This is a genomic window from Emticicia fluvialis (assembly GCF_024793945.1).
GTDB classification, from domain to species: domain Bacteria; phylum Bacteroidota; class Bacteroidia; order Cytophagales; family Spirosomataceae; genus Emticicia; species Emticicia fluvialis.
Window position 1 is genome coordinate 70,182 of sequence record NZ_JANUSD010000005.1, and the last position, 24,008, is coordinate 94,189.

Below are 24,008 nucleotides of genomic sequence, written 5' to 3' on the forward strand. Positions count from 1 at the left end.
GTTGTGTTATCCGTTATTCTGCCAGGGCACTCTTTTCAGATTAATGTTTTCTGCCGGCCTAATCACAAGCGGTACTTTTTCTACTTTTACCGAGCTGCTATCCAGGCCAAACCATTTGTCTTCAGAAGGTGTAAATTCTTTGATGAAGAAATAAGCCTTCATAATCAGGTTTTCGCCAAAAGGAAGCTGGTTATCATAAGACAGAAACTTCTCTAAAACCACAAAGCGGAAGTCACCAATCACATTATGTTTATTCAAAGATTCGTAACGGCTTCTGATATCTACCTCGCCACATTTAACCATGTCTTCCAGAACCTTTTTAAAGTACAGATTTACCTTATGCGGCACCCGGAAACCCAGGCGGAAGTTTACTTTATAAACGTCATCAGGGGCAATGGTTTTTACTTTATACTCCATGGTGTACGGGTCATCGAGTGTATCCACATGCACAAACCAGTACACATCTGCTCGCTTCGGGCGTTTCTGGAAAATAGAGTAAATTATCTTGTTTTCAATCTCTGACGCACGCGAGGCATTACTTAAAAAAACCAGGTGAGTGGCATATTTTGGAACCGTGATGTCATTACTTAATTCCTGAAGAGACTCAACGTATTTATCCAGCTTTTCATATTCTGTAAGGCGCATTTTAATGTTAAATGCCATTATCCAGATATACATTATAAGCGCAAGAATGCCCCCTATAATGAGAGATACATAGCCACCATGAGGGAATTTCTCCAAGTTGGCAATCAGAAATGCCCCTTCAATAAAGAAATACACCAGCATAAACAGCAATACACCCCAGATATTATATTTCTTGGCATAAAGATAATAAGACATCAGCATGGTGGTCATTAACATGGTAAGCGTAATGGCCAGCCCATAAGCGGCCTCCATGGCAGAAGACGTATCTGTTGGTACACCCTCCAGGGTTCTTTCTTTGGCTACGTTAAAGAAATACAGCTCAACACCCAGGCAGCCAATCCAGAGCAGAATATTAATGCTCGGAACGTACAACTGGCCTTTCTGGTCTGATGGATAATTGATTTTTATCTTAGGCCAGAAATTCAGACGAATAGCCTCTGATACTAATGTGAAAGAACCGCTTATTAAAGCCTGGCTGGCAATAATTGCAGCAGAAGTAGCAATTACAATGCCGAATGGCAAGAACCACTCAGGCATAAGCCCATAAAAAGGATTAAAGTTGGGGATACTTGCCGCCTTTTGTCCGGCAAATTGCATCACATATACCCCTTGTCCGAGGTAATTCAGAATCAGGCAAAGCTTCACGAAAATCCAGCTGATACGGATATTACCACGGCCACAGTGTCCTAAATCAGAATAAAGCGCTTCAGCCCCTGTAGTACAAAGAAAAACAGCGCCAAGAAGCCAGAATCCACCCGGATGATGAACCAGCAGCTTGTAAGCATAATAAGGGTTCAGGGCCTTTAAAACAGTGGCGTCGCGGATAATCCAGGAAAAACCCAACGTTGCCAGCATACCAAACCATAAAAACATGAGAGGGCCAAACAAAAACCCTACCTTTTTGGTGCCCAGTATCTGAACCAGAAACAATCCGGACAAAATAACCAACACAATTTTTACAATAGTGTCGGGCGTTATTTGTGGAAAAGTAATCCGGAGCCCCTCAATAGCAGAGGTAACAGAAATAGGAGGGGTAATGATGCCGTCGGCCAGTAATGCACTGGCGCCAATAATGGCAGGAACGGTGAGCCATTTGGCGTGGCGGCGTACTAATGCAAATAAAGCCAGAATTCCCCCTTCGCCTTTATTATCGGCTCTGAGTGTCAGAATAACGTACTTCACAGTGGTTTGCATGGTCAGTGTCCAGAAAATACACGACAAGGCACCATAAATAACTTCCTGATTAATTGGTTCGGTTCCGGCAATTGCTTTTAAAACATATAGCGGAGACGTACCAATATCACCATAAATTATACCAAGTGCAACTAACAAACCTGCAGCAGAAACTTTATCGAGGTTATGATGTATGGAACCACTTCCATTACCGGTTAACGGTTTATTTAATTCCATTTTGGAGAAAAATTAAAAAAAGTTCGCAAATATATCGCATCAATGTGAATTCCTATAAATTTTGTTTGAAAATGTTTGGATAAGCCACTTTAGTTGTCAAATTTGTGTATATAATATAACAATTTTCAGCCAGTTTAAATTACATAAAATAATAAAAACCTGAATATCAATTATGTACGAAAATATAATCTATGAAATTTCGGAGAACACAGCTACTATTACACTTAACAGGCCCCAGGTATATAACGCACTAAGCACCGCACTTATTAAAGAAATAACCCAGGCTGTGCAATCGGCCGACCGGAATGAAGACATAAGGGCTATTGTTATAACCGGAACCGGCGACAAAGCTTTTTGTTCAGGGGCAGATTTAAAAGCCGGATTAGAAGGCGGAACATTCTCATTGGGTGAATCGTTGCGAGAAAACTATAACCCGATGGTGCTGGCTATCCGCAATGCAGAGAAACCGGTTATCTGCCGCCTAAATGGCATTGCCACCGGGGCAGGAATGTCTCTGGCACTGGCCTGTGATCTGATAGTTGCCCATGAAGCAGCCTACATGAGTGAATTGTTTGTGGGTATAGGACTAATGCCAGACGCCGGGTCTATGTTTTTTCTGCCGCGCATCATCGGGCCCCACAAAACCTTTGAATTATGCAGCACCGGTAGAAAGATATTTATGGAAGAAGCCCTGCAACTAGGCCTGGTAAGTAAAGCCGTACCTTATGAAAAACTGGATGAGGCCGTTAATGAGCTTACGGGTTTCTATAAAACGGCTGCAACACGCTCAATAGCAGTAATGAAAAAGGTACTGAACCAGAGTTTTAACTCAACACTGGAAGATGTATTGGAGCAGGAAGCCGTTAATCAGGATTTGTTGGGTACGACACACGATTTTGCAGAAGGGGTGATGGCGTTTTTACAGAAAAGGAAACCCGTCTTTCAAGGTAAATAAAGGCTAAAATACATATAATCCACTGATTCAGCAGCTTGCTTGTAATGGCTGTAATTGTTTTTTTTCCTACTTTTGTATCAAGAAACACAAACAACCAAAATTAACTCACAATGAAAAAAACTATACTGCTCATTGCTGTAGCAGCCATTTCAACTTTTACTCTTTTGTCTTGTGGCAGTGAAGACCTTTTTCTTGTTAATCCTAATGGTGCGAAGGAGCCGATGCAAACATGCACTGTTACGGAGATGAAACAAGTAGACGGTGAAGATTCAGTGATAGTAAAGCTTTCATATAATTCAAAAAATTTGTTGGTCAGCCAACTTACGGGTAATAAAGGATTTAGGTTTGAATATGATGATAAGAATCGTATCGTAAAGTTGACCTCTAATGAAGGAGATGAGGAGACTATTAAATATGAATATGACGGGAAAGGTAATATTTCTAAGGCTGTTTATGATTTAAAAGGCAACATGCTTTCAATGCATAGCGAGTTTATTTATACTACTAACGCAAATGGCCAGGTTGAAAAAATCACACTAGTTACTGAAGAAGAAGAAGAGACGCCGGGTGGTGGTAATGGAGGAGAAGAAGGAGACGACGATGAAGGCGGTAATGATGATGGAGGAAACAACGGCGGTGGTGAAGGAGATGGCGGTGGTGATGATGGTGGAGACACCGGCGGTGATAATGGTGAAGACACCGGCGGTGATGAAGGAGATGGCGGTGACAGCGGTGGAGATGATAGCGGAGAAGACGATGGTAATGAAGGTGGAGAAGATGACGGCGGTGGTAGAAAAGGGCTTAGGAAAAAAACCAAAAAAACTACTAATGTTGATTTTTTCATTGAGTATGATGCTAAAAATAACATCAAGAAAATTTCAATAGAAAATGAAGGTAAAAGAATAACATTATTAGAAAACGGTAGTTTTGATGATAAACCAAATGTCCAAAGTAATCCGAGTTTAGCAAAGGCATTTTTTCCATATATAATTCAGGGTGTTGTTTTTGGTGGAGACTATACTATGTATTTTAATGCAAATAATACATTGAGCAGTAAAGTACTGGTAAATATAGGGGATTTAGTAGGAGAGATTAAGTACACCTATAAATATGAATATACCAAAAACGGGTATCCATCTAAAATGAAAGCCACAGTATTGGTCCCAAAAGAAGACCCACAAGAGTTTGAGCAGATATTTTCATACAGTTGCAAATAACAAAAAAGACCCTGAGTAATCAGGGTCTTTTTTGTAGGTACCTACTCCACAAAAATCAGCTTGTTTTTTTCTAACAAGAATGATTAAATTGGGCTGATAAACACAAAAGCTGTCGCATGCATTTTTTCAAGAGAAAATCAAATCCACGCACTGATGCCGAATACCTGGAGGCCTATCAGAAAAGCAGTGATTTGAATGTGCTCGGCGAATTGTATGCCCGACACATGGAAATGGTTTTTGCTGTTTGCTACCAATATCTGCGAGACGAAGAAGAAAGTAAAGATGCCACTATGGCCATTTTTGAACAATTGATTGGCTCTCTGAAAAAACACAGCATCACTAATTTTAAAAGCTGGTTGCATAGCGTGGCGCGCAATTATTGTCTGATGCATTTGCGGGAAAAAAAGATAGAAGTGGGAGGTTTGCAATTGTTTGATAACGATTTTGTGGAAAAAGAGATTTTTGTGCATCTACCTGATGACGACCTTGACGTTGAAGCTGATTTACAAAAACTGGAAACCTGTATTGAAAGACTGGAATCTGAACAGAAAAGATGTATTGATTTGTTTTATATACAAGGCAAATGTTACAAAGAGATAGCAGAACAAACCCGACTGGAGATGAATAAAGTGAAAAGTTATATTCAGAATGGCAAGCGGAACCTGAAAATTTGTATGGAAAAAAACAACTAATGGCAAAGAAAAAAAGCATAGAACAGGAACAAAGTCTACTCACAGCCGACGATTTAAAAAGATATGAGGCAGGAGAAATGACGTTCCGGGAAATGAATCGGGTAGAGAAAATACTACTCAGACAGCCGTTCTATGCCGATGCCAGCGAGGGTTTCAAAAAACTGGATGAAGACGGTATATCAGAAGAAAAAACGGCAGCAGACTTAAAAACAAGGCTTCAGCATAGAATCAACAAACCAGCAGGTAAGCAAGTTCGCCCCGGATGGAATAACGCCTGGCGTGTGTCAATAGGCATTGCGGCCGCGGTGGCAATGGTTATTACTACTCTGCTTTTCTGGCTCAACAAAGAGGCCGTAAAGGCTCCGGTAGCCCTCGGGCAAAAAGAAAAACAAATAAAGCCAGCCCCCCCAACAAATATTGAAAGCCAGCAGATAGAAACCCCAAAAATTGACCAGAAACGACCTGATTTGGATGAAAAGAGGCAAGCTCTGTATAGTATTAAACAAACACAACCGGCCGGTGCTGGAGTGGCAGATAACCCGCACTTAAAGGAAGACGCCGGCTCTGCCGTTGCACCAAAAGAAACCGAAACTCTGGCAGAGGTGGTGCAGGTTCAGCCTGCTGCTGTTGCAGCCACGGCAGAAAAGAAAACATCAGCTACAGTGGAAGGATTTTCAACTAATGACATCGTAACGTCTGGCGCGGTAGCTCGTATGCCTACGGCCGGTATAACAGGCATAGTAGTAGATGAAGACTATGAGCCGATGAAAGATGTAACCGTTGTTACAAGGGGTAAATTTACCGGTGTAAAAACAGATGAAGAAGGGCGGTTCAGATTAAAAGATACAAGAAAGGGCGATGTATTGGTCTTTAACAGCTTATTGCTTCCACAAATGGAGGTGCCGGTAAAGTCGGTCGAGTCTGGAAAAGTGGTTTACAGTGAGTACAATATCAACCTGTATAACAAACCGGGTATTTCGGTAAGAAGCCCCAATGAAGTAAATGCCATTCAGGCCAAGCCCGAGTATGGCTGGGAAGCTTTTGAGCTATATCTGAAAGAAAATATGAAGTTACCGTCAATACCCATCGAGAAAAGAGTAAAGGGCAGGGTAGTGGTGAGTTTTAAAATAAGTGATAAAGGCGAGCTATCAGATTTTTCTATCGTTAAAGGTATGGGTTCGGGCTATGATGAAGAGGCCATCAGGCTGATTAAAAACGGGCCGCGGTGGTTTCCGGCTACTAAAGATGATACCCCGGTTTACAGCACCAGACAGGTTGTTGTAAGGGTTAGATAAAGATGCCGTTAAACCAAAAAAGCGCCTCAGCAAATCTGAAGCGCTTTTTTGATTAATATCTGTAGGTTTACTTTTTCAGACTTGATAAAAACTCTACCATATCTCTGATTTCTCTTTTCGACATCAGTGTTCCCATCGGAGGCATGCCTGATGGCATGTTTTCTCTTTTGGCAATACGTGCTACCGGAATAATCAGCGGCTCGGCATCAGAGGTGTTGATAGTTAATTCAGTTTCTGTTTCCTTAGCCAATGTTCCGGTTATTTCCTGACCGTCTTTCAGCTTAATCATAACTGAACCAAAACCGGGAGAAATTCTGGCACTTGGTTCAATCAAAGCCTGCAGAATCTGTTCACGGGTCAGCACATCACCAATATGTGTCAATGGAGGCCCAACGGCGCCACCAACACCCCCTAAAGAGTGGCATCTTACACACTGCCCGGTTGAGTTAGTATTGAAATACTGACGGCCGGCAAATCTATTGCCACCAAACAAGGCTTCTCTAAACTCATCCATAGGCGAATTATGCACACTATTGGCGGCCAGCCTGGCTTTCAGCGCTTCCGGGCCTTTGGCATCAACAGCCTCTTTTAATTCAAGGGCAATATTAGGAGATAACTTTTTATCTATCAATTGCGTAACCAGATCTTCCAATATAACCTGTGTTTTATCGGCATCCATTTTGGTTAATACCGCAAGCATCTGTTGTTGTTCTCTAACGCTGCCCTTAGTAAAGATTGAGTTTACAATAGCAGGTAAAGACTCTTTCGTTACGTTTGAGTTATTCAATAAACCCAGAGCAGACGTTCTTACGGTTTCATCCTTATCGTCCATGCCTTTCTTCATCAATGCATCCATTTCAGAATACTTCAGCGTGTTCAGGGCAGATAACAAAGCAATTTTAACTTTGGCATCGTTGCTGGCTTCATAAATAGTAACCAGCTGGTTATTGGCATTTGTGATATTCAAATCAGCCAGCAGGCCTGCCGTAGCAATAATAGTTTCCGGATTCTTTTCTTTCAGAAATACTGCAATATGTGGTTGAACTTTGTTTCTGGCTATGGCCGGGTCTCTTTCAATTTTACCACGATAACGGCCATCTACACGGTCAAGCACTGATGGGTTAGCCCATGAACCCAAAGTAGCCAGTGCCTCCGCTTTCAACTCGTCTTTAATATCAGTTCTTTTGGCGAAATCAATCAATAAATCCAGTTCTTTGTCTCCTCCAACACGTAAAGCCGCGTTGATGGCTCTTCTGATAATAACCTCCGATTTAATGCGTTTGTCTTTCAGCGTAGCGGCCAGTGCAGGTAACGCAGCCTCAATAGACAAATCATCATTGATGGCTCTGGCGGCCTCTGCCACAATATACTCATCAGCATCATTTAAGAAAACACTGATATTCGGGTCTTTTAATCTTCTTAAAACCAGAACCGCGGCTGTTCTGAGCGCCTTGCTTGAATTGCTTGAAAGTGCAATGATAGGCTCTGCCTTGCCGATTCTGGATAAGGCCAGAACTGCGGCGTGTCTGATATACAAATCAGTGTCGTTATTGGCTTTCAATAAGTCTATTAAAGGCTGAACGGCATCCTGATTAGCCGTGCGGCCCAACGCTTCTGCGGCAAAGAATCTTACACGGGCATTTGAGCTTTTCAATAAAGGAATCAACTGGCTGCCAAAAGTAGTTACGCGGGCATCGCCAATAACTTTGGCGGTCTGGGCTACTATTTCTTCATCTTTATCGTTCAACAGCTCTCCCAAAGCGGCGCCAAATGACTTATTCATGCGCGTTAACTGACCAATACCCCAAATACCATGAATACGCGCCAGTTGGTTCTGTTTCTGTGCAATAGCTTTGTTAAAAATGGCAAAGCCTCTTTTGTCTCTTTGGGCCAGTTCAAACTGTGCTTTCTGGCGGATACGCATATCGGCATACATCAATAGGCTATACAACTGGTCGTCAGTCTGCTCGGCATATTTTAGCTGCATCAGGCGCTTGGTTTCTTCTCTTTGCGCTTTCAGGTCATTTTTGTCGGCATTTACATCTATTTTCCAGATACGGCCATAGTTTTTGGTTCCCCAGCCGTTAATCCAGTCAGCTACATATAATGCACCATCCGGGCCGAATCGGATGCCTGTCGGCAAAATGCCACTTACTACATCTTTTTCGCTGTCAAAATCAAATGAAGCACCTTTAGGTTTTAAACCAAAAGACCAGATGTGCGAGCGCGTTGGCGTACCAACAAACTCTACCAGAAAGAACTTGTTTTTCCATTCTGAACCTAAGGCCGTACCTGGGTTGTAAATCATACCTGTTGGGCCATTATGATAGTTTCTGATGGGCGGAATGATATAAGCTGCCTGCCCGTCCCAACGTGGTTTATACAAGCCCTCATCCATCCAGACTTTGTATTTGTTGTTTTTGGGGTCTGTATATTTACCATATTGCCAGTTAGAGCGCCAGCCTGCATCTGAACCCTCAACTACGTGTACGAGCCTTTCGCTTTCGCCGGGATGATCGCCGTCGTTGTCTGATGATATCAGGTTGCCGTATTCATCGAACGCAAATTCGTGGGTATTACGAAGCCCCGCTGCAAAAATCTCGAAATCGCTGCCGTCAGGGTTTGAGCGCGCAATAATACCCGAGTTTGGGTGTTCAAATTTCTTGCCGTCTTTAGTGGTAACATTTGCGCCAATATCGCCTATGTTCCAGTAAATTCGTCCGTCCGGGCCTTCTGTTAGGCCAGACATACCATGACCACTGAAACCAATATGCACAGCATAACCATGGCTGATTGAAGTTTTGGTGTCAGGAATCCCGTCGCCGTTTTTGTCGGTTAAACGCCACACATCAGGTGCAATACTTACAAACATATCTTTTTCTCTAACCAGAATCCCTCCGGCAACGTCGGTAACTTCGGTAGAAAAGTCGCTCAGAATGCGTGTAGAAATATCAGCAATGCCATCTTTGTTTTTGTCTTCAATCCGCCAGATTTCATCTTTTTCCACGGCAAGATCTCGCCAGTCATGAGAGCCGTCTTCGTTCAGGTCTTTCAGCCATTCGTTTTCCTTGCTTTTTTCGGGTGCAAATGTGCTTTTCAAAAAAGCCCGGCGGTCTTCTACGGTCTGCAAGCCAATAGAGGCCGTCATCCAGTCGCGGTGCCCACGGATATCAAACTCTGAGTTTTTCTGTCTGTTGGTACGGGTCAGATACACACGTCCCCAGTCGTCGATGGTCATGGCAACCGGGTCCGGAGCCAGCGAGTCAGACGCCCAAAGGGTCATCTGCAGTCCATCAGCCAACTTTGCAGCCGTTTTTTCACGAATTTCTTTCGCTTTGGCAACTGCCTGTGCGGGGTCTTCAGTAACAACAATGGGTTTGTCTTTAGTTGTAGACGAGCGCATGCACGATACAACCAAAACAATAGATAAAAGCAAAAGAAACGCCTTACTTTTAATTGGGGTTTTAAATGTCATGAGATTTAATAATGATTAGAATTTAAAAAAGAGCCGAAAAATAATGAATAAACCTCAAATTAAAGCCATTGCTAAAGCGTTTTTAGCAAAAAATCATTGGCTTGGGGGCATTAATTGCTGCTTTTTTCGAGATTATCAAAATTGAAAGGGTTGTTGCGCTCGTCTTTTTTTCTTAAACCAAAATTATAACGAAGGTTAAAGCCAACCCGGCGGGTATCTGCCCGGCGGAAACCAAACGCCGATATACTGCCCTGGTTAATGGTAAAGTTATTTTTATTGGTGTAGAACACATCATTGATACTAAGGTTAACCATCAGCTTTTTTTCAAAAAACTGGCGGTTTACACTTAAGTTGAGATTGCCGAAGTTGCTTAGCTCATAAAACTGTTGCTGGCCTTTCATTCTGAAAAAACCATTCATGCTGATGTTGGTGAGTTTATCAACCTTAAACTGGTGGAATGTAAAAAACGACCAACTACCCCTCTGAAACGAAAGCGGCGCGTTTTCATAAAGGCCGTTATAGTCGTTATAGTTATACTGTGCCCCTGCCACAAAGAAATAACGGCTTATGGGAGGAACCGCCCCCAGAATCCGGAAATAGGTCTCCTGGTTTTTGCCCAGGTTGTCATAAGTACGGTAAGCAACACTCTGGTTTTTAGGGTCCTGATATATTACATTCGTGAATATATCTTGTGTGTAATTACGACCTACGGCAAAAATCGGCCGGTCTTCAACACTGATATTTACCTCAAAGTTTTGTGTAAACTGAGGCCTTAATGAGGGGTTTCCAATTTCATAGAGGTACTGGTCAATAAAACGCGGCGACGGATTAAGGTATTCATAAACCGGGCGCGTAATTGAACGCCGATGCACCAGATACGCGCGCATATCGTAACCTGCAATTCTGGCCAGTTTTCGGCTCAGGTAAACATACGGAAAGAGGTCTGTTCTTTTAATTCTGAATGAAGTGTCGTTGGGTACAACCTGATGCCCGTTCATGTTGGTGTTTTCAAGCCTTGTTCCGGCTTTCAGAATAAACTCTCCGAAAGTCTTCGATAGCTGAACGTAAGCCGCATAGATTTGCTCATTATAATTAAATTCGTTGGTTCTTGAAAAATCAATGCTTTGTGTTTCGCCTGCTTTAGAGTAATAAGCAGTGGCGCTGGTAAAGTTCTGAAATGTAGCTTTCAGGCCTGATTCAAAAGTAATTTTATGTGGAAGTTTCCATTTTATATCCGACTGTAAGGCCAGAAAATTACGGGTGTTTCCTATGTTACCTGTTCCGCCGGTAGCTGTGCCTGCAGGTACTAAGTAGGCGGTATTAAAAATCTGGTCGGTTTTGTTGTTGAAATAATTAAACGACACGTCGTTGGTCCATTCCGAACCCAGCGAATCAATCTTGTATTTAGACGAAACCCCCTGATTAACAGAATAGTTGTTTCCCTTGTTATCAGTTGTGTTGATGTTATTGGTAAGGATACCGGCGGAATTCAGGCTACGGATAACGCTCTCGTTGCTGGAAGACGAGTTGTTCTGATTATAGCTTAGCCGGCCGTCATAATTTAGCTCCCATTTTTTTGTAAGCTCATATCCTAATCCAAATCCGGCGTAGACCATATTGCCCGGGTAAGTAGTAAAGGCCTTCTGAGATAACTCCCTGTCGGCCGAAAACCTCCGGGTGGTTTCTATTTCCTCAAAACTATTCCGGTGTGAATAATTCAGATTCAAGAACGAGGTAAGCTTGCCGCTGCTGTTATTAAGGCTGGCACCTATAAACTGGTTTCCGTATCTACCCTGATTCATACCAGCATTTACACTTCCGGTAAGGCCAATTTTTACTCCTTTTTTCAGAATTACATTCACAACCCCACCGCTTCCGCTGGCGTCATATTTTGCCGACGGCGTACGCAGAATCTCTATCTTTTCAATGCTGTTAGGTGGCAGGCTTTTTAAGATAGAGGCAATGTCAGCCGTGCTCATCTTCTGCTCGCGGCCATTTATATAAATTGTGGCAGGGCTGGTGGTGCTCAGATAAATGTTTCCGTCCTGATCAACAAAGAGGCCAGGTATTTTTTCCATCACTTCATAAGCGCTAGTGCTGGTATTGACAATGGGTTCGGGGTCTACTACGGTTTTGTCGTCTTCCTGTTGCATTAATGGTTTGCGGGCGGTTACCACTACATCGCCCAGCAGTTGGTTGTCGGCTTCCATTACAAACTTAAAATTGCTTTGTTTGTCAGACACACTTATGCCCTTTTGTACTGCCTTGTAACCAATAGATGTGGCCAAAAGCGTATATTGCCGACCCACCTGTAAACTAAACCTGGCAATGCCCAGGGTGTCGGTGGTGGCGTTAAGCACTTTGGTTGTATCGGCCCGGTTTACAATTTTGATGGTTGCGCCAATAACTGGGCTCTGGTTGCTTTCTGTCAACTGAATACGGATGGGTAAAGTCTGAGAAAAAACAAAAGCAGGCAGAAAAATAAAAATGGAAATAGAAAGAATAGCTTTTTTCATTTGAATAGCAGTAATGCGGTATTTTTTCGGCAAAACTAACCAAAAAAGGCTGCTGAAATGATTAAAAAATGCTAAATGGTAGGCTTTAATGCGTTGATTGCAGTAATCTAATAAAAAATATAAAATTACAAGGAGGGTAAAAAACGGACTTAAAACGATGAAAAAAAGATAAAACCGTACAAAAGCCGTTTAAGTAGCGACGAAAGAAAAAATAAAAAATTTTAATAAATATATTGCGTTTAATAAAATATCCATATATTTGACTTGTCATTTCATAAAACAAGCAATAAACCTAAACTAAATCATACTTTTTAAAAAAGAAAACCCCTGCTGTAAAGTAGGGGTTTCTTTTTTTGATTCTGGTTTCAGAAAAGCGTTTCTTAACCTTTCACCACCTGTATATTCAGTACCAGTTTCACGTCATCACTTACTACCACTCCGCCTGCTTCTGTTACTGCGCTCCAGGTTAAACCAAAATCCTGACGGTTTACTTTACCTGCAATTTCAAATCCGGCTTTTGTTTGTCCATAAAAATCTGTCATCACACCACCAAACTCAGCTTTCAATGTAACAGGCTTGGTTACACCGCGCATTGTCAAATCACCTTTTAGTGTATAGTTCTCGTCGTCTACTTTCTCAAATGAAGTAGAGGCAAATGAAATTTTCGGGAAATTTGCTGCGTCAAAGAAATCAGCCGATTTCAAGTGGCCGTCTCTTTGCTCTTGTCCTGTTGAAATGCTGTCTACATCGGCCGAAAATTTGATAGAAGCGCCTTCAAAATCTGTGTCGTTAGCGGTTTCTACCGTTCCTTCATAAGAACCGAAAGTACCGGTTACGGTTGAAATCATCAAGTGTCTTACTTTAAACTGTACTTCTGAGTGAGAAGCATCAATAGTCCATGTTGCCATTGTTTTAAATAGTTTTTATTGTTAATAATTTTTTTCGTGTTTTTACATTGTATGTATATACATAGAAAACAAATGTCATTAAAAAAAGTTCATAAAAACAAAAAAATCATTTAATGTCTAAATGATTTTTTGTTAATAACAGATAAGAAGCAGCTTATGTTATATTTTTTCTTGTAGAATTCTGTTACAGATGTCTTTTACAAGGCCGGGGCCTTCATATATAAAGCCTGAGTAAATCTGAACCAGCGAGGCACCCGCTTTCAGTTTTTCGATGGCATCGTCTTGCGAATGAATACCACCCACCCCAATAATAGGGAATGCCTTCTTAGATTTTTCAGAAAGATACCGTATCACTTCCGTAGAACGGGCTGCTAAAGGCCTGCCGCTCAGGCCACCGGCGCCAATGGCTTCAACCTCTGCCCGGTCAGTTACCAGTCCGTCACGGCTGATGGTCGTATTGGTAGCTATTACACCCGAAATACGTGTTTCTTTCACTATTTCAATGATATCATCCAATTGTTCGTTTGTCAGGTCCGGAGCAATTTTCAGTAGTATAGGTTTGGGTTTTGACTTCCGCCCGTTGTCTCGTTCCAATACTTTTAATAAATACTTTAAGGGTTCTTTTTCCTGTAGTGCTCTGAGACCGGGTGTATTGGGCGAACTTACATTAACCACAAAATAATCTACATAAGGATATAAGTCATTAAAAGCTTTCAGATAATCATAAACGGCGTCGTCGTTTTCGGTGGTTTTATTTTTACCTATGTTGCCACCTACAATAACCTTCGTTTTTCTTTTACGAAGTTCCCTGCCTGCAAACGTCGAACCTTCGTTATTGAACCCCATGCGGTTAATCAGAGCTTCGTCTGGCTTTAGTCTGAAAAGCCGGGGTTTATCATTGCCCAACTGCGCCCTGGGCGTAACGGTTCCTATCTCTATAAAACCAAAACCCAGATTCGCCAATTCGTCAGTCCATACGCCGTTTTTATCAAATCCGGCTGCCAGCCCTACCGGATTCTTGAACCGGAGGCCAAATACTTTACGCTCAAGGCGAGGGTCTTTTTTTTCAAAAATAAATCTTAGAACTGATGGCGCCAGAGGAATCTTGCAAACAAACTTCAGTACATCCATCACTTTGTAGTGAATCTTCTCGGCGTCGTAGCGAGTAAGATAAGGAAAAACGTATTTCTTATAGAAAGTCATTAAAAATGATAAGCCGTGCTACGGCAAAATTGTTGTAAATAAAACGAAATATCAGGTAAGCCGGTAGAATTGTCATACAGACAGCAAAATTACATGATACGGGGGGATTTCCGCAAAAAATTGATTAATTGATTTGCTCTCGAAAAACACACCTAAAAAAAGTACAAAAATTTGTTGATATATAAACAATGTGTCTGTTTTAAAATCGGGTATAAACCAAATCTACAGCGGTTAATGATAAGTTTATCAGCAAATAATTGTGGTTCATCATATATCAATTGGCAAATACTTCTGTAAGGCTCAATTTTGTGCTACTTAAAGGGTTCTAAAAAAAATTATAAAAACTTTGAACCTTTCAAAAGTTTCCACAGTTTCTACGCTTAGATAACCTTACTATAATGATATAAGAAGCACAGAAAATGTAAATGGAAATTAAAGAAAGAATTTTAAAGACTGCCGAATCGCTCTTCCGGAAATTCGGGATAAGAAGCGTATCAATGGACGACATTGCGTCAGAACTCGGCATTTCAAAAAAGACGATTTATCAGAATTTCGAAGACAAAGATTCTATAGTTTATGAGATTGCCCGTACCAACATGGTGTGCGACATCGAAGAGTCTGAGCGAATATATAAAGAGTCGGCTAATCCTATTGAACAGGTCTTTAAAGAAACCACGCTGCTGCGCAAACAGGCCTCAACCATTAACCCGGCTGTGTTTTATGATTTGAAGAAGTATCATCCTAAAACATGGCAGCTTTTTCAGGAATACAACAAGGTTAATTTTTTAGAAATAGTAAAACAAAACCTGAGAGAAGGTATAGCACAGGGATACTACCGTGAAGATATCAATATAGAGATACTCTCCCGGTTACGAATGGAAGAAGTTGAGTTTGCTTTTAGCCGGGAGGTTTTCCCTCCGGAAAGTTTTAATCAGATGGATGTACATACTACGCTCATTGACCATTTCCTGAGAGGCATTATGACGCCCAAGGGGCTGGCTTTTTATGAGAAATGCCAGCAGGATGCCCATCTTGAGCATTTTTAATTTTAATAAAACAATCAACTATATGAGAATAAAATACCTGATTTTTTTCCTAATCTGTGGAGTAGCCACACATGCCCAACAGACCTTTACCCTGAAAGAGGCTGTACAGTATGGTGTAAAAAACCACCTGTCTGTAAAAAATGCCGAACTGGATATATTAGGTGCCGAGCTGACAATCAGGCAAATTAAGGCATCTGGTATGCCCCAGATAAACGGCCAGTTTCAGTATACCTACAACGCCATTATACCAACGCAGCTAATAGATGCCAAAAACTTTGACCCTAACGCACCAGACGGCGCCGTTACCAAATTTAAATTTGGTGTACCCTGGGCAGGGCAGGCCGGTGTAGGGTTAAACCAGCTTATTTTTGATGCCACCTGGCTGGTAGGTCTTAAAGCCGCTCCGGTTTACCGCGAACTGGCAAAAAGAGGCGTTACAAATTCAAAAATTGCAGTGGCCGAAAACATTGCCAAGGCTTATTACTCAGTGTTGGTTGCCGACGAAAGAGGCAAAATACTTGATTTGAACATTGCCCGTCTTGATTCATTAATCAAAGAAATGAAAGCCATGTTTCAGCAGGGTTTTATTGAGAAAATAGACCTTGACCGCCTGGAGGTGCAACGCAATAACCTGATTACCGAAAGCCAGAAAGTAAAGAACCTGATTGCTCTGAGCCAGACACTTCTGAAATTTCAGATGGGGCTTAAACTGGATACGCCAATTGTGTTGACAGACAAACTGGCTGATACCAATGTTAATGCGCTGGCCCTTACTGAATATCAGGGCGTTGACTATGCAAACCGGATTGAATACTCTACCCTGATGGTTCAGCGACAACTGGCTTTGCTCGACATTGAGCGTACTCAAAAGGGTGCTATTCCGAAACTCTCTTTCAACGGCACATTTGGCGCCGGCCACAGTAATACCCGTTTTAACCCGTTTGAACGCTGGTTTGGTTCTTCTGCCTTAACCCTGGGCGTAACAATACCTATTTATGACAGCGGCTTAAGAAGAATACAGGTGCAACAACAACAGATTTCACTAACCAAACTTGACCAAAGCGCATTGTTGCTTCGCGAATCATTCGATTTACAGGCTCAAAATGCCTCAATCAGTCTTAAAAACGGCCTTGAGAGCCTGAATGTGCAACAAAGAAATCTTGAACTGGCACAAGAGGTTATCAGAGTTACTAAAATTAAGTATCAGGCCGGAACAGGCTCAAATATTGAGGTAGTCAATGCCGAGTCGGCTCTGAAAGAAGCACAAACCAATTATTTTGCTGCTCTGTATGACGTACTCATTGCCAAAGTTGATTTAGACAAAGCATTGGGTAAACTTTGGATAGAGTAGCCTGAATACCATCAATTACAATTCAAGACATAAAGTATTAATAAAACACATTTTGTATGAAAAATATATCTCTTACCCATTACAGGACCCTCTCAGGATTTTCTAATATAACACTTGCCCTTGTACTTGTTGTGCTGGTTGCGGCCTGTTCGAAAGGCGGAGGCAATAGTGTTGAGCAGAAAAAAGAAGAGCTTGCCAAACTACAGGCCGAAGAAAAAACGATTTCAGAAAAAATTCAGAAACTACAAGGCGAACTAAAGGTGCTTGACCCCAAGCAGGAGGCAGAAAAAGTACTAAGCGTTTCGGTTACACCTGTTTCGGCTCAGAATTTCCAGCATTATGTTGAGTTTCAGGGCAGGCTTGATGCCAAAAACAACATTTTTGTTTCTCCGCAAATTGGTGGCGCTATCACCAATCTGTATGTAAAAGAAGGAGACTACGTAAAACAGGGCCAGACCATTGCTACTATTGATAATTCGGTAATGAAACAGTCTCTTCAGGAGGTTGATGTGCAACTGGAAACCGCCCGTGTGTTTTATAACAAGCAAAAGAATCTCTGGGATCAGAAAATCGGTACAGAAGTACAGTATATTCAGGCCAAAAGCAATGTTGAGGCTCTGGAAAAACGCCTGGCTACCTTGCAAAGCCAATTGGCTATGACCAAAGTAACAGCGCCCATGAACGGATTTGTGGATGAAGTACGCCAGAGAGCAGGCGAACTGGCAGCCCCTGGCCTTGGTATTGTAAGAATCGTGAACTCAGATAACCTGAAAGTGGTAGCACAAGCTGCCGACTCTTATGCGGGTACAATTAAACAGGGCGATGTTGTAACCATAAAGTTCCCGGATTTAGGTAAAGAAACCACAGCCAGATTGTCTTTTGTAAGCCAGACAGTTAACCCGGCCTCTCGTACTTTTACCATTGAGGCGTCGGTTCCTAAGATAGACAAACAGCTGAAACCCAACATGACAGCTGTTATGAACGTAAACGACCAGAATAAAAGCAATGCCATCATTATCAACCGTAATCTTATTCAGCAGGATGAGAGCGGCAATATTGTTTACGTTGCTGTAACAGAAGGCGGTAAAAAAGTGGCTCGCAGCCGTAAAATCACTACCGGGCTCACCTATGGTGGCGACATTGAAATCGTTTCGGGTTTACAGGCGGGTGATCTTTTAGTTACACAGGGATATCAGGACCTGGTAGACGGCCAGCTGATAAGCTTCTAATCATTACCGGAAAGGCAGCACGGCAATTGCCAATGCTAGCTTTCTTTATGTCTTCAAATTAAAAAATTAAAAATCATATAAGCCTTTCAGAGGTTTTAGATTATGGAACACGACGATTTACAAAAACAGGATCTTCCTCACGGTAGTGGGATGATTTATGGGATGGTCAGATGGCTGGGGAATAACCAGACCACTGTCTATATATTTACGGTTATGATATTTCTGGCAGGTCTGGGTATCTACTTCAACCTTCCGAAAGAGCAGTTTCCGGATATTAAAGTCCCACAGATTTACGTTCAGACCATCTATTTCGGAACAACGCCTTCTGACATAGAGAACGTAATCAATAAACCGATTGAAAAGCAGCTAAAAACCATTACGGGTGTAAAACGCATCAAGTCTAATGCCTTGCAAGACGTATCGGTTATTCTTATTGAGTTTAATCCGGATGTAAAGGTTGAGGCGGCGCTTCAGCGTGTGCGCGACGCCGTTGATAAAGCCAAAAGAGACCTGCCTCAAAAGCTGGACAGCGGCCCGACAGCCCAGGACGTAAACTTTTCGGAGTTTCCGATTATGAACATCAACCTGGCCGGCAATTTTCCTTTAGAAAAACTGAAAGACTATGCTGAAGAATTACAGGATGACATAGAGTCGTACCCCGAAATCACAAAGGTTGATATTGTTGGTACACTTAAGAGAGAAATCCAGATAAATCTGGATTTATACAAAATGCAGTCTACCGGTCTTACATTCTATGACATTCAAACTGCTATTCAGGGAGAAAACATCAATATTTCAGGTGGAGACCTGAATGTTGACAATGTACGCCGCACCATTCGTGTAAAAGGAGAATTTAAAGATGTGTATCAGATACAGGACGTACAGATTCGCAGCTCAACCGGTGCAACGGTAAGGCTGGGTGATGTGGCCGAAGTTGTAGACAGCAACGAAGAGCAACAGGATTTTGCACGCCTGGATGGTAAACGTGTTGTAACCCTAAACGTTATAAAAAGAGCAGGTGCCAGTGTGATTGACGTGTCGGAGCGGATTGAAGAATTGTTGGAGAAATACCGCGAGGAACGTTTCCCCCGTGGCCTTGAAGCCAGAATTACTGCCGACACATCAGAGCGTGTAAAAAGCGAAATCGCCGATTTGATTAACACAGTTGTGTTGGGCTTTATATTTGTTGTAATTGTACTGATGTTTTTCATGGGAGTGCGCGATGCCGTTTTCGTGGGGCTTTCAGTACCTCTTTCAGCGCTTATTGCCTTTATACCGCTTTGGTTTTCTGGCTTTACGCTTAATACAATCGTACTTTTTGCATTTTTGTTAGGCTTAGGTATAGTGGTTGATGACGCCATTGTGGTAATAGAAAACGCCCACCGCTTGTTTAACCGCTTCAGGAATCTGAGCATAAAAGAGGCGGTGAGTCTGGCGGCATCTGAGGTGTTCCTTCCGGTATTGTCAGGTACGCTTACTACTATCGCTCCGTTCTTCCCACTGCTATTCTGGCCGGGTATTGTGGGTGAGTTCATGAAGTTTCTGCCTATAACGCTGATATATACTTTGTTTGCATCTTTAATTGTTGCCTACGTAATTAACCCTGTGTTTGCCATTTCGTTTATGCGCAGGCATGACGAAGAGCAACATGAAGATACCAGCTTTAAGTCTATTCAGCGGCCACTTATTATTATGGCTATTGTGGCACTGCCTGCCTACTTTATAAATGTAGGTATTGGTAATTTCATAGTGCTGATGGCCATTCTTTATGCGTTCAATCATTTTGTGTTGACACCAAAAGTAATTATCCCGTTTCAGGACGGCGCGCTGCCACGTTTCAAAAACGCGTATCGTCGCCTTATTGCCTGGATAATCACAGGGTATCGCCCGGTTTTTGCCGTAATAAGTATGTTTGGTTTGTTGATTTTCACTTTTGTAATGCTGGGCATTGTGCAGCCAAAGGTAATTTTCTTCCCAAGCGGAGAGCCCGACTACATATATGTATATAACGTAATGCCTGTGGGTACCGACGCCCGCGTAACCGACTCCGTAACCAAAGTTATTGAGAAAAAGGTATTTGGTATCATCAAGAAAAACAAAGCAGAAGCGGCCATTAACTCGGTTATATCAAACGTAGGTAAAAATGCCGGAGATCCGTTTAACCCTGACCGTTCGGCCACGCCGCAGAAATCTAAGGTTACCATTGCTTTCGTGAAAAAAGAAGAGCGAGGCGATATCTCGTCTGCAGCCATTCTTGACCAGATGAGAAACGAAATTAAAGGAATACCCGGTACAGAAATTTCGGTTCAACGAGAAAACAACGGCCCACCGACAGGTAAACCAATTTCGATTGAAATTATGGGTGATGATTTCAATCAGTTGATTCAATTGGAGAAAGAAGTTCGTAAAAACATCGAAAAAGAGGGTATTAAAGGTATAGAAGAGTTAAAGTCTGACCTGATTACCAATAAGCCGGAAATCATTATTGATGTTGATAAAGTAAAAGCACAGCGCGAGGGCATCAGTACGTCGCAGGTAGCAATGGCTGTTCGTACCGCTTTGTTCGGAGCTGAGATTTCGAAGTTCAGAGACGATAAAGACGAGTATCCGATACAATTGCGTTTGAAAGAAAATGACCGTAACAGCATTGAAAAACTTCTGAGTATGAATATCACCTATCGTGATATGAACCTCGGCGGGGTGTTGCGTCAGGTACCTTTAAACTCAATTGCCAATATCACTTACTCAACAACGTTCAGCCAGATTAACCGCAAAGACCAGTCGAGAATTATTACTTTGGGCTCAGAGGTACTCAATGGTTATAACGCCAACGAAATTGTACAAGAGATACAAAGCAAAGTAATAAACCGTATGACGGTACCAAGCGGGTACGCCGTTAAAATGGGCGGAGAGCAGGAAGAACAGATGGAGTCTATGATATTCCTGATGGGCGCACTCGGAGCCGCAGTATTGCTCATTTACCTCATTCTGGCAACACAGTTTAACTCTGTAGTGAAACCGGTTATCATCTTCGTTACCATCTTGCTTTCGTTCATAGGGGTATTCCTTGGCTTTATGGCATTTGGTATGACATTCTCTGTTATTATGTCGGGTGTGGGTATCATTGCACTGGCAGGTATTGTGGTGAAAAACGGTATATTACTGATAGAATTTACTGATGAGTTAAGAAGTAGGGGGTATCCGTTAAAGCAGGCTATTATTGAAGCCGGTGGGGTGCGTCTTACTCCGGTACTTTTAACGGCCTCGGCAGCTGTATTAGGTCTTGTGCCTTTGGCATTAGGTTTAAGTATGGACTTCGTAACTTTATTTACAGACCTGAACCCCCATATCTTTATCGGCGGAGACAGTGCCGTGTTCTGGGGTATTCTGGCCTGGACCATTATTTTCGGTCTGTCGTTCTCAACTGTGCTTACTTTGGTGATTGTGCCTTGCATGTACTACATTAATGAGAGAGTGCGCGATAAGTATTTCCGTAAGAATAAAAAACAGCAACCCGGAGCCGCCGAATCAATGGCCTAAAAGCCAATTTCAACACGCGGCAGGTTTATTACATACCCTACAGGACATAAACTCTTGTAGGGTATTTTTATAGAATTAAAGTTTTCTTAATGCTTCATAATTGGCTTATTTTCAATTAATTGTCTTTTTTTAGGTTTTTTAATTACAATTTTTTGTCTCAAAAATTTGTTCATTCAATAAAAAACCCATTCCTTTAATTACTGCTCGGGCTTTTTGGCACGAAAAATGTGGAGGGGGGTTGCCATAATCCACTCCAATTGAAAAAATTCTACAATTCACATGCAAAAGTTAAGTCTTAATCAATCACTTCAGCAAAGGCTGTCTCCTCAGCAGATACAGTTTATTAAACTGTTGCAGATACCTACGGCCGAGCTGGACCAACGAATAGAAGAGGAGCTGGAGGTTAACCCGGCTCTTGAAGAGGGGCTGGATATGGACGACCGGGTGAAAGATGAATATGAAGATGATTATAGCGACGATTACGATGAATATAACGAGTATGAAACTTATGAAGGCCTGGATGTAAAACAATATCTGGATCAGGACGATTACGCCGGTTATAAAATGTATGGCGATGGATGGGGAGAAGAAGACAAAGACGTAATGCCCATTGTGGCAACCAGCACCCTGGCCGAGTCGCTGATACAGCAATTGGGGTATCTGAAACTGGACGAACGCCAGGAGGCCATAGGTCAGCAACTCATTGGCAGTATAGAAGAAGATGGGTACATCCGCCGGCCGCTGCGTTCTATTAGTAATGATATGGCCTTTACTCAGAATATCTATACTAATGAGGAAGAACTGGCTGAGATTCTAAAAAAAATTCAAACTTTTGAGCCTTCAGGTATTGGTGCCAGAGATTTAAGAGAATGCCTTTTGCTGCAGCTTGAACGTAAGAATCATGAAGATTTTGAAGTTCAGGTGGCAATCAGAATCATTACTGATTTTTTTGATGAGTTTACAAAAAAGCATTATGAAAAAATTCAACGCCGACTCGACATTGATGATGAGGTTTTGAAAGATGCCATCAGGGTTATAACAAGGCTAAACCCTAAACCGGGTAACACCGGCAATGGCGATAGTACGGCGGCATATCTGTTGGCCGATTTTATTGTTACCAATAATAATGGTAAACTGGATGTTATTCTTAATTCAAAAAATGCGCCTGAATTACGGGTAAGCCGTTCTTTTGCCGACATGCTTGATACTTATGACAAAACAGACAAGAATGGTTCGGCGCAGCATAAAAGTATAAAAGAGACCGTAACCTTCGTGAAGCAAAAACTGGATGCCGCCAAGTGGTTTATTGACGCCATTAAGCAGCGGCAGCAAACATTGCTTAAAACCATGAAGGCCATAGTAGATTATCAGTACGATTTTTTTCTGGAAGGAGACGAGTCTAAGCTAAGACCTATGATTCTGAAAGATATTGCTATTAGAATTGACATGGATATTTCAACGGTCTCGAGGGTTGCTAACAGTAAAGCCGTACAAACCGATTTTGGCATTTATCCGCTTAAATACTTCTTTTCTGAGGGTATTTCGACAGACTCGGGCGAGGATGCTTCCAGCAGAGAAGTGAAGAATATTCTGAAAGACCTGATTGACAATGAGCCCAAAAATGCCCCTTTGTCAGACGATAAACTTGAAAAAATACTCAACAAGCGGGGCTATAACATAGCGCGCCGTACAGTAGCCAAATACCGTGAGCAACTGAATATTCCGGTAGCCCGGTTAAGAAAGCAGTTGTAGGGTATTACCAGCCGAACTAAAAAGGGGTCTGCAAACATAATTCGAAGACCCCTTTTCAATATATCTTATCCTTCTATCAATTTAAACCCTTCGCCATGCATATTCATAATCTGTACGGCAGGGTCTTCTTTCAGGTGCTTGCGGAGTTTCGTGATATAAACATCCATACTGCGGGCATTGAAATAACTGTCGTCTCCCCAGATGAGCTTTAAGGCAAAACTACGGCTTACCGACTGGTTTTTGTTCTGGCAAAGTAGTTTCAGCAGTTCTGACTCCTTCGTTGTTAATTTATTTTGTGTTTCGTTTAATGTCAGGGTGTTTGTCTGGGTATCAAAACTATAAGCGCCTATTCTGAAAACCGTGGCAGGTGTTTCAGACTCCTGCTTGTTAATACGCCTGAAGATGGCCTTCATCCGCATCAGCAGCTCTTCCATACTGAAAGGCTTGGTTATGTAATCATCAGCCCCCACTTTAAAGCCCTGAATGGTATCTTCTTTCATTGACTTCGCTGTCAGAAAAATAATAGGTACCTCCTTATCTTTCATGCGTATTTCTTTGGCCAACGAAAACCCGTCTTTTTTAGGCATCATCACATCGCAGATACACATGGCATAGTTACCCTGCTCAATAAACATTTTAATACCTTCTTCTCCATTTCTGGCCAGGTCGGTAGTAAATCCTTTGGCGGTCAGGTACTCTTGCAATAACATGCCCAGGTTTGGGTCGTCTTCTGTCAATAAAACTTTCATAGTATATACGAGCGTGGCGGTTAAA

At 42.1% G+C, this 24,008-nt stretch carries 15 protein-coding genes; 9 read left to right on the plus strand and 6 right to left on the minus strand.

Annotation, left to right across the window (positions count from 1 at the left end):
* Nucleotides 1-6: 6 nt before the first annotated feature.
* Nucleotides 7-2,055, minus strand: a complete 2,049-nt coding sequence (locus NZ848_RS07345) for a KUP/HAK/KT family potassium transporter (protein WP_101724890.1) — start codon at nucleotides 2,053-2,055, stop codon at nucleotides 7-9.
* Between the two features lie 172 nt (nucleotides 2,056-2,227).
* Between NZ848_RS07345 and NZ848_RS07350 the strand changes: the two genes are divergently transcribed.
* The 4 genes from NZ848_RS07350 (at nucleotide 2,228) to NZ848_RS07365 (ending at nucleotide 6,214) form a co-directional block, all read left to right on the plus strand.
* Nucleotides 2,228-3,010, plus strand: coding sequence for an enoyl-CoA hydratase/isomerase family protein (locus NZ848_RS07350; protein WP_253531761.1), 783 nt, complete (start codon nucleotides 2,228-2,230; stop codon nucleotides 3,008-3,010).
* Between the two features lie 110 nt (nucleotides 3,011-3,120).
* Entirely contained in the window at nucleotides 3,121-4,227 is a 1,107-nt protein-coding gene (locus NZ848_RS07355; RefSeq protein WP_259014964.1) for a hypothetical protein, read from the plus strand.
* Between the two features lie 116 nt (nucleotides 4,228-4,343).
* Nucleotides 4,344-4,919 (plus strand): RNA polymerase sigma factor, encoded by a 576-nt coding sequence (locus NZ848_RS07360; protein WP_259014965.1) that lies wholly within the window; start codon nucleotides 4,344-4,346, stop codon nucleotides 4,917-4,919.
* A complete protein-coding gene (locus NZ848_RS07365) occupies nucleotides 4,919-6,214 on the plus strand; it encodes an energy transducer TonB (RefSeq protein ID WP_259014966.1) in 1,296 nt (431 codons plus the stop codon). The genes NZ848_RS07360 and NZ848_RS07365 overlap by 1 nt, the downstream gene beginning before the upstream one ends.
* A gap of 67 nt (nucleotides 6,215-6,281) precedes the next feature.
* Here the strand turns inward: NZ848_RS07365 and NZ848_RS07370 are convergent, their stop codons facing one another.
* The 4 genes from NZ848_RS07370 to NZ848_RS07385 all read right to left on the minus strand — a co-directional run bounded on the left by NZ848_RS07370 (nucleotide 6,282) and on the right by NZ848_RS07385 (nucleotide 14,316).
* Nucleotides 6,282-9,689: a DUF7133 domain-containing protein gene (locus tag NZ848_RS07370; protein WP_259014967.1), complete on the minus strand. Its 3,408-nt coding sequence runs from the start codon at nucleotides 9,687-9,689 to the stop codon at nucleotides 6,282-6,284.
* Between the two features lie 110 nt (nucleotides 9,690-9,799).
* Nucleotides 9,800-12,205 (minus strand): outer membrane beta-barrel protein, encoded by a 2,406-nt coding sequence (locus tag NZ848_RS07375; RefSeq protein WP_259014968.1) that lies wholly within the window; start codon nucleotides 12,203-12,205, stop codon nucleotides 9,800-9,802.
* Between the two features lie 380 nt (nucleotides 12,206-12,585).
* Complete coding sequence (locus NZ848_RS07380; RefSeq protein WP_253531735.1) at nucleotides 12,586-13,113, minus strand: YceI family protein; 528 nt, start codon at nucleotides 13,111-13,113, stop codon at nucleotides 12,586-12,588.
* A gap of 159 nt (nucleotides 13,114-13,272) precedes the next feature.
* Nucleotides 13,273-14,316 (minus strand): quinone-dependent dihydroorotate dehydrogenase, encoded by a 1,044-nt coding sequence (locus NZ848_RS07385; protein ID WP_259014970.1) that lies wholly within the window; start codon nucleotides 14,314-14,316, stop codon nucleotides 13,273-13,275.
* Nucleotides 14,317-14,741: 425 nt separating this feature from the next.
* Here NZ848_RS07385 and NZ848_RS07390 point away from each other — a divergent pair, with 425 nt between their 5' ends.
* The 5 genes from NZ848_RS07390 (at nucleotide 14,742) to rpoN (ending at nucleotide 23,234) form a co-directional block, all read left to right on the plus strand.
* A complete protein-coding gene (locus NZ848_RS07390) occupies nucleotides 14,742-15,362 on the plus strand; it encodes a TetR/AcrR family transcriptional regulator (RefSeq protein WP_259014971.1) in 621 nt (206 codons plus the stop codon).
* A 22-nt stretch (nucleotides 15,363-15,384) separates the two neighbouring features.
* Nucleotides 15,385-16,713: a TolC family protein gene (locus NZ848_RS07395; protein ID WP_253531730.1), complete on the plus strand. Its 1,329-nt coding sequence runs from the start codon at nucleotides 15,385-15,387 to the stop codon at nucleotides 16,711-16,713.
* Between the two features lie 56 nt (nucleotides 16,714-16,769).
* A complete protein-coding gene (locus NZ848_RS07400; protein ID WP_259014972.1) occupies nucleotides 16,770-17,942 on the plus strand; it encodes an efflux RND transporter periplasmic adaptor subunit in 1,173 nt (390 codons plus the stop codon).
* 150 nt (nucleotides 17,943-18,092) lie between these two features.
* On the plus strand, nucleotides 18,093-21,482 hold the full coding sequence (locus NZ848_RS07405; protein WP_259015096.1) for an efflux RND transporter permease subunit: 3,390 nt from the start codon (nucleotides 18,093-18,095) through the stop codon (nucleotides 21,480-21,482).
* Between the two features lie 279 nt (nucleotides 21,483-21,761).
* Nucleotides 21,762-23,234 carry an RNA polymerase factor sigma-54 gene (gene rpoN, locus NZ848_RS07410; RefSeq protein WP_253531726.1) on the plus strand — a complete coding sequence of 491 codons (1,473 nt, stop codon included), beginning with the start codon at nucleotides 21,762-21,764 and terminating at the stop codon, nucleotides 23,232-23,234.
* A 65-nt stretch (nucleotides 23,235-23,299) separates the two neighbouring features.
* Here the strand turns inward: rpoN and NZ848_RS07415 are convergent, their stop codons facing one another.
* Nucleotides 23,300-23,983 (minus strand): response regulator transcription factor, encoded by a 684-nt coding sequence (locus NZ848_RS07415; protein WP_259014973.1) that lies wholly within the window; start codon nucleotides 23,981-23,983, stop codon nucleotides 23,300-23,302.
* Nucleotides 23,984-24,008: the final 25 nt, after the last annotated feature.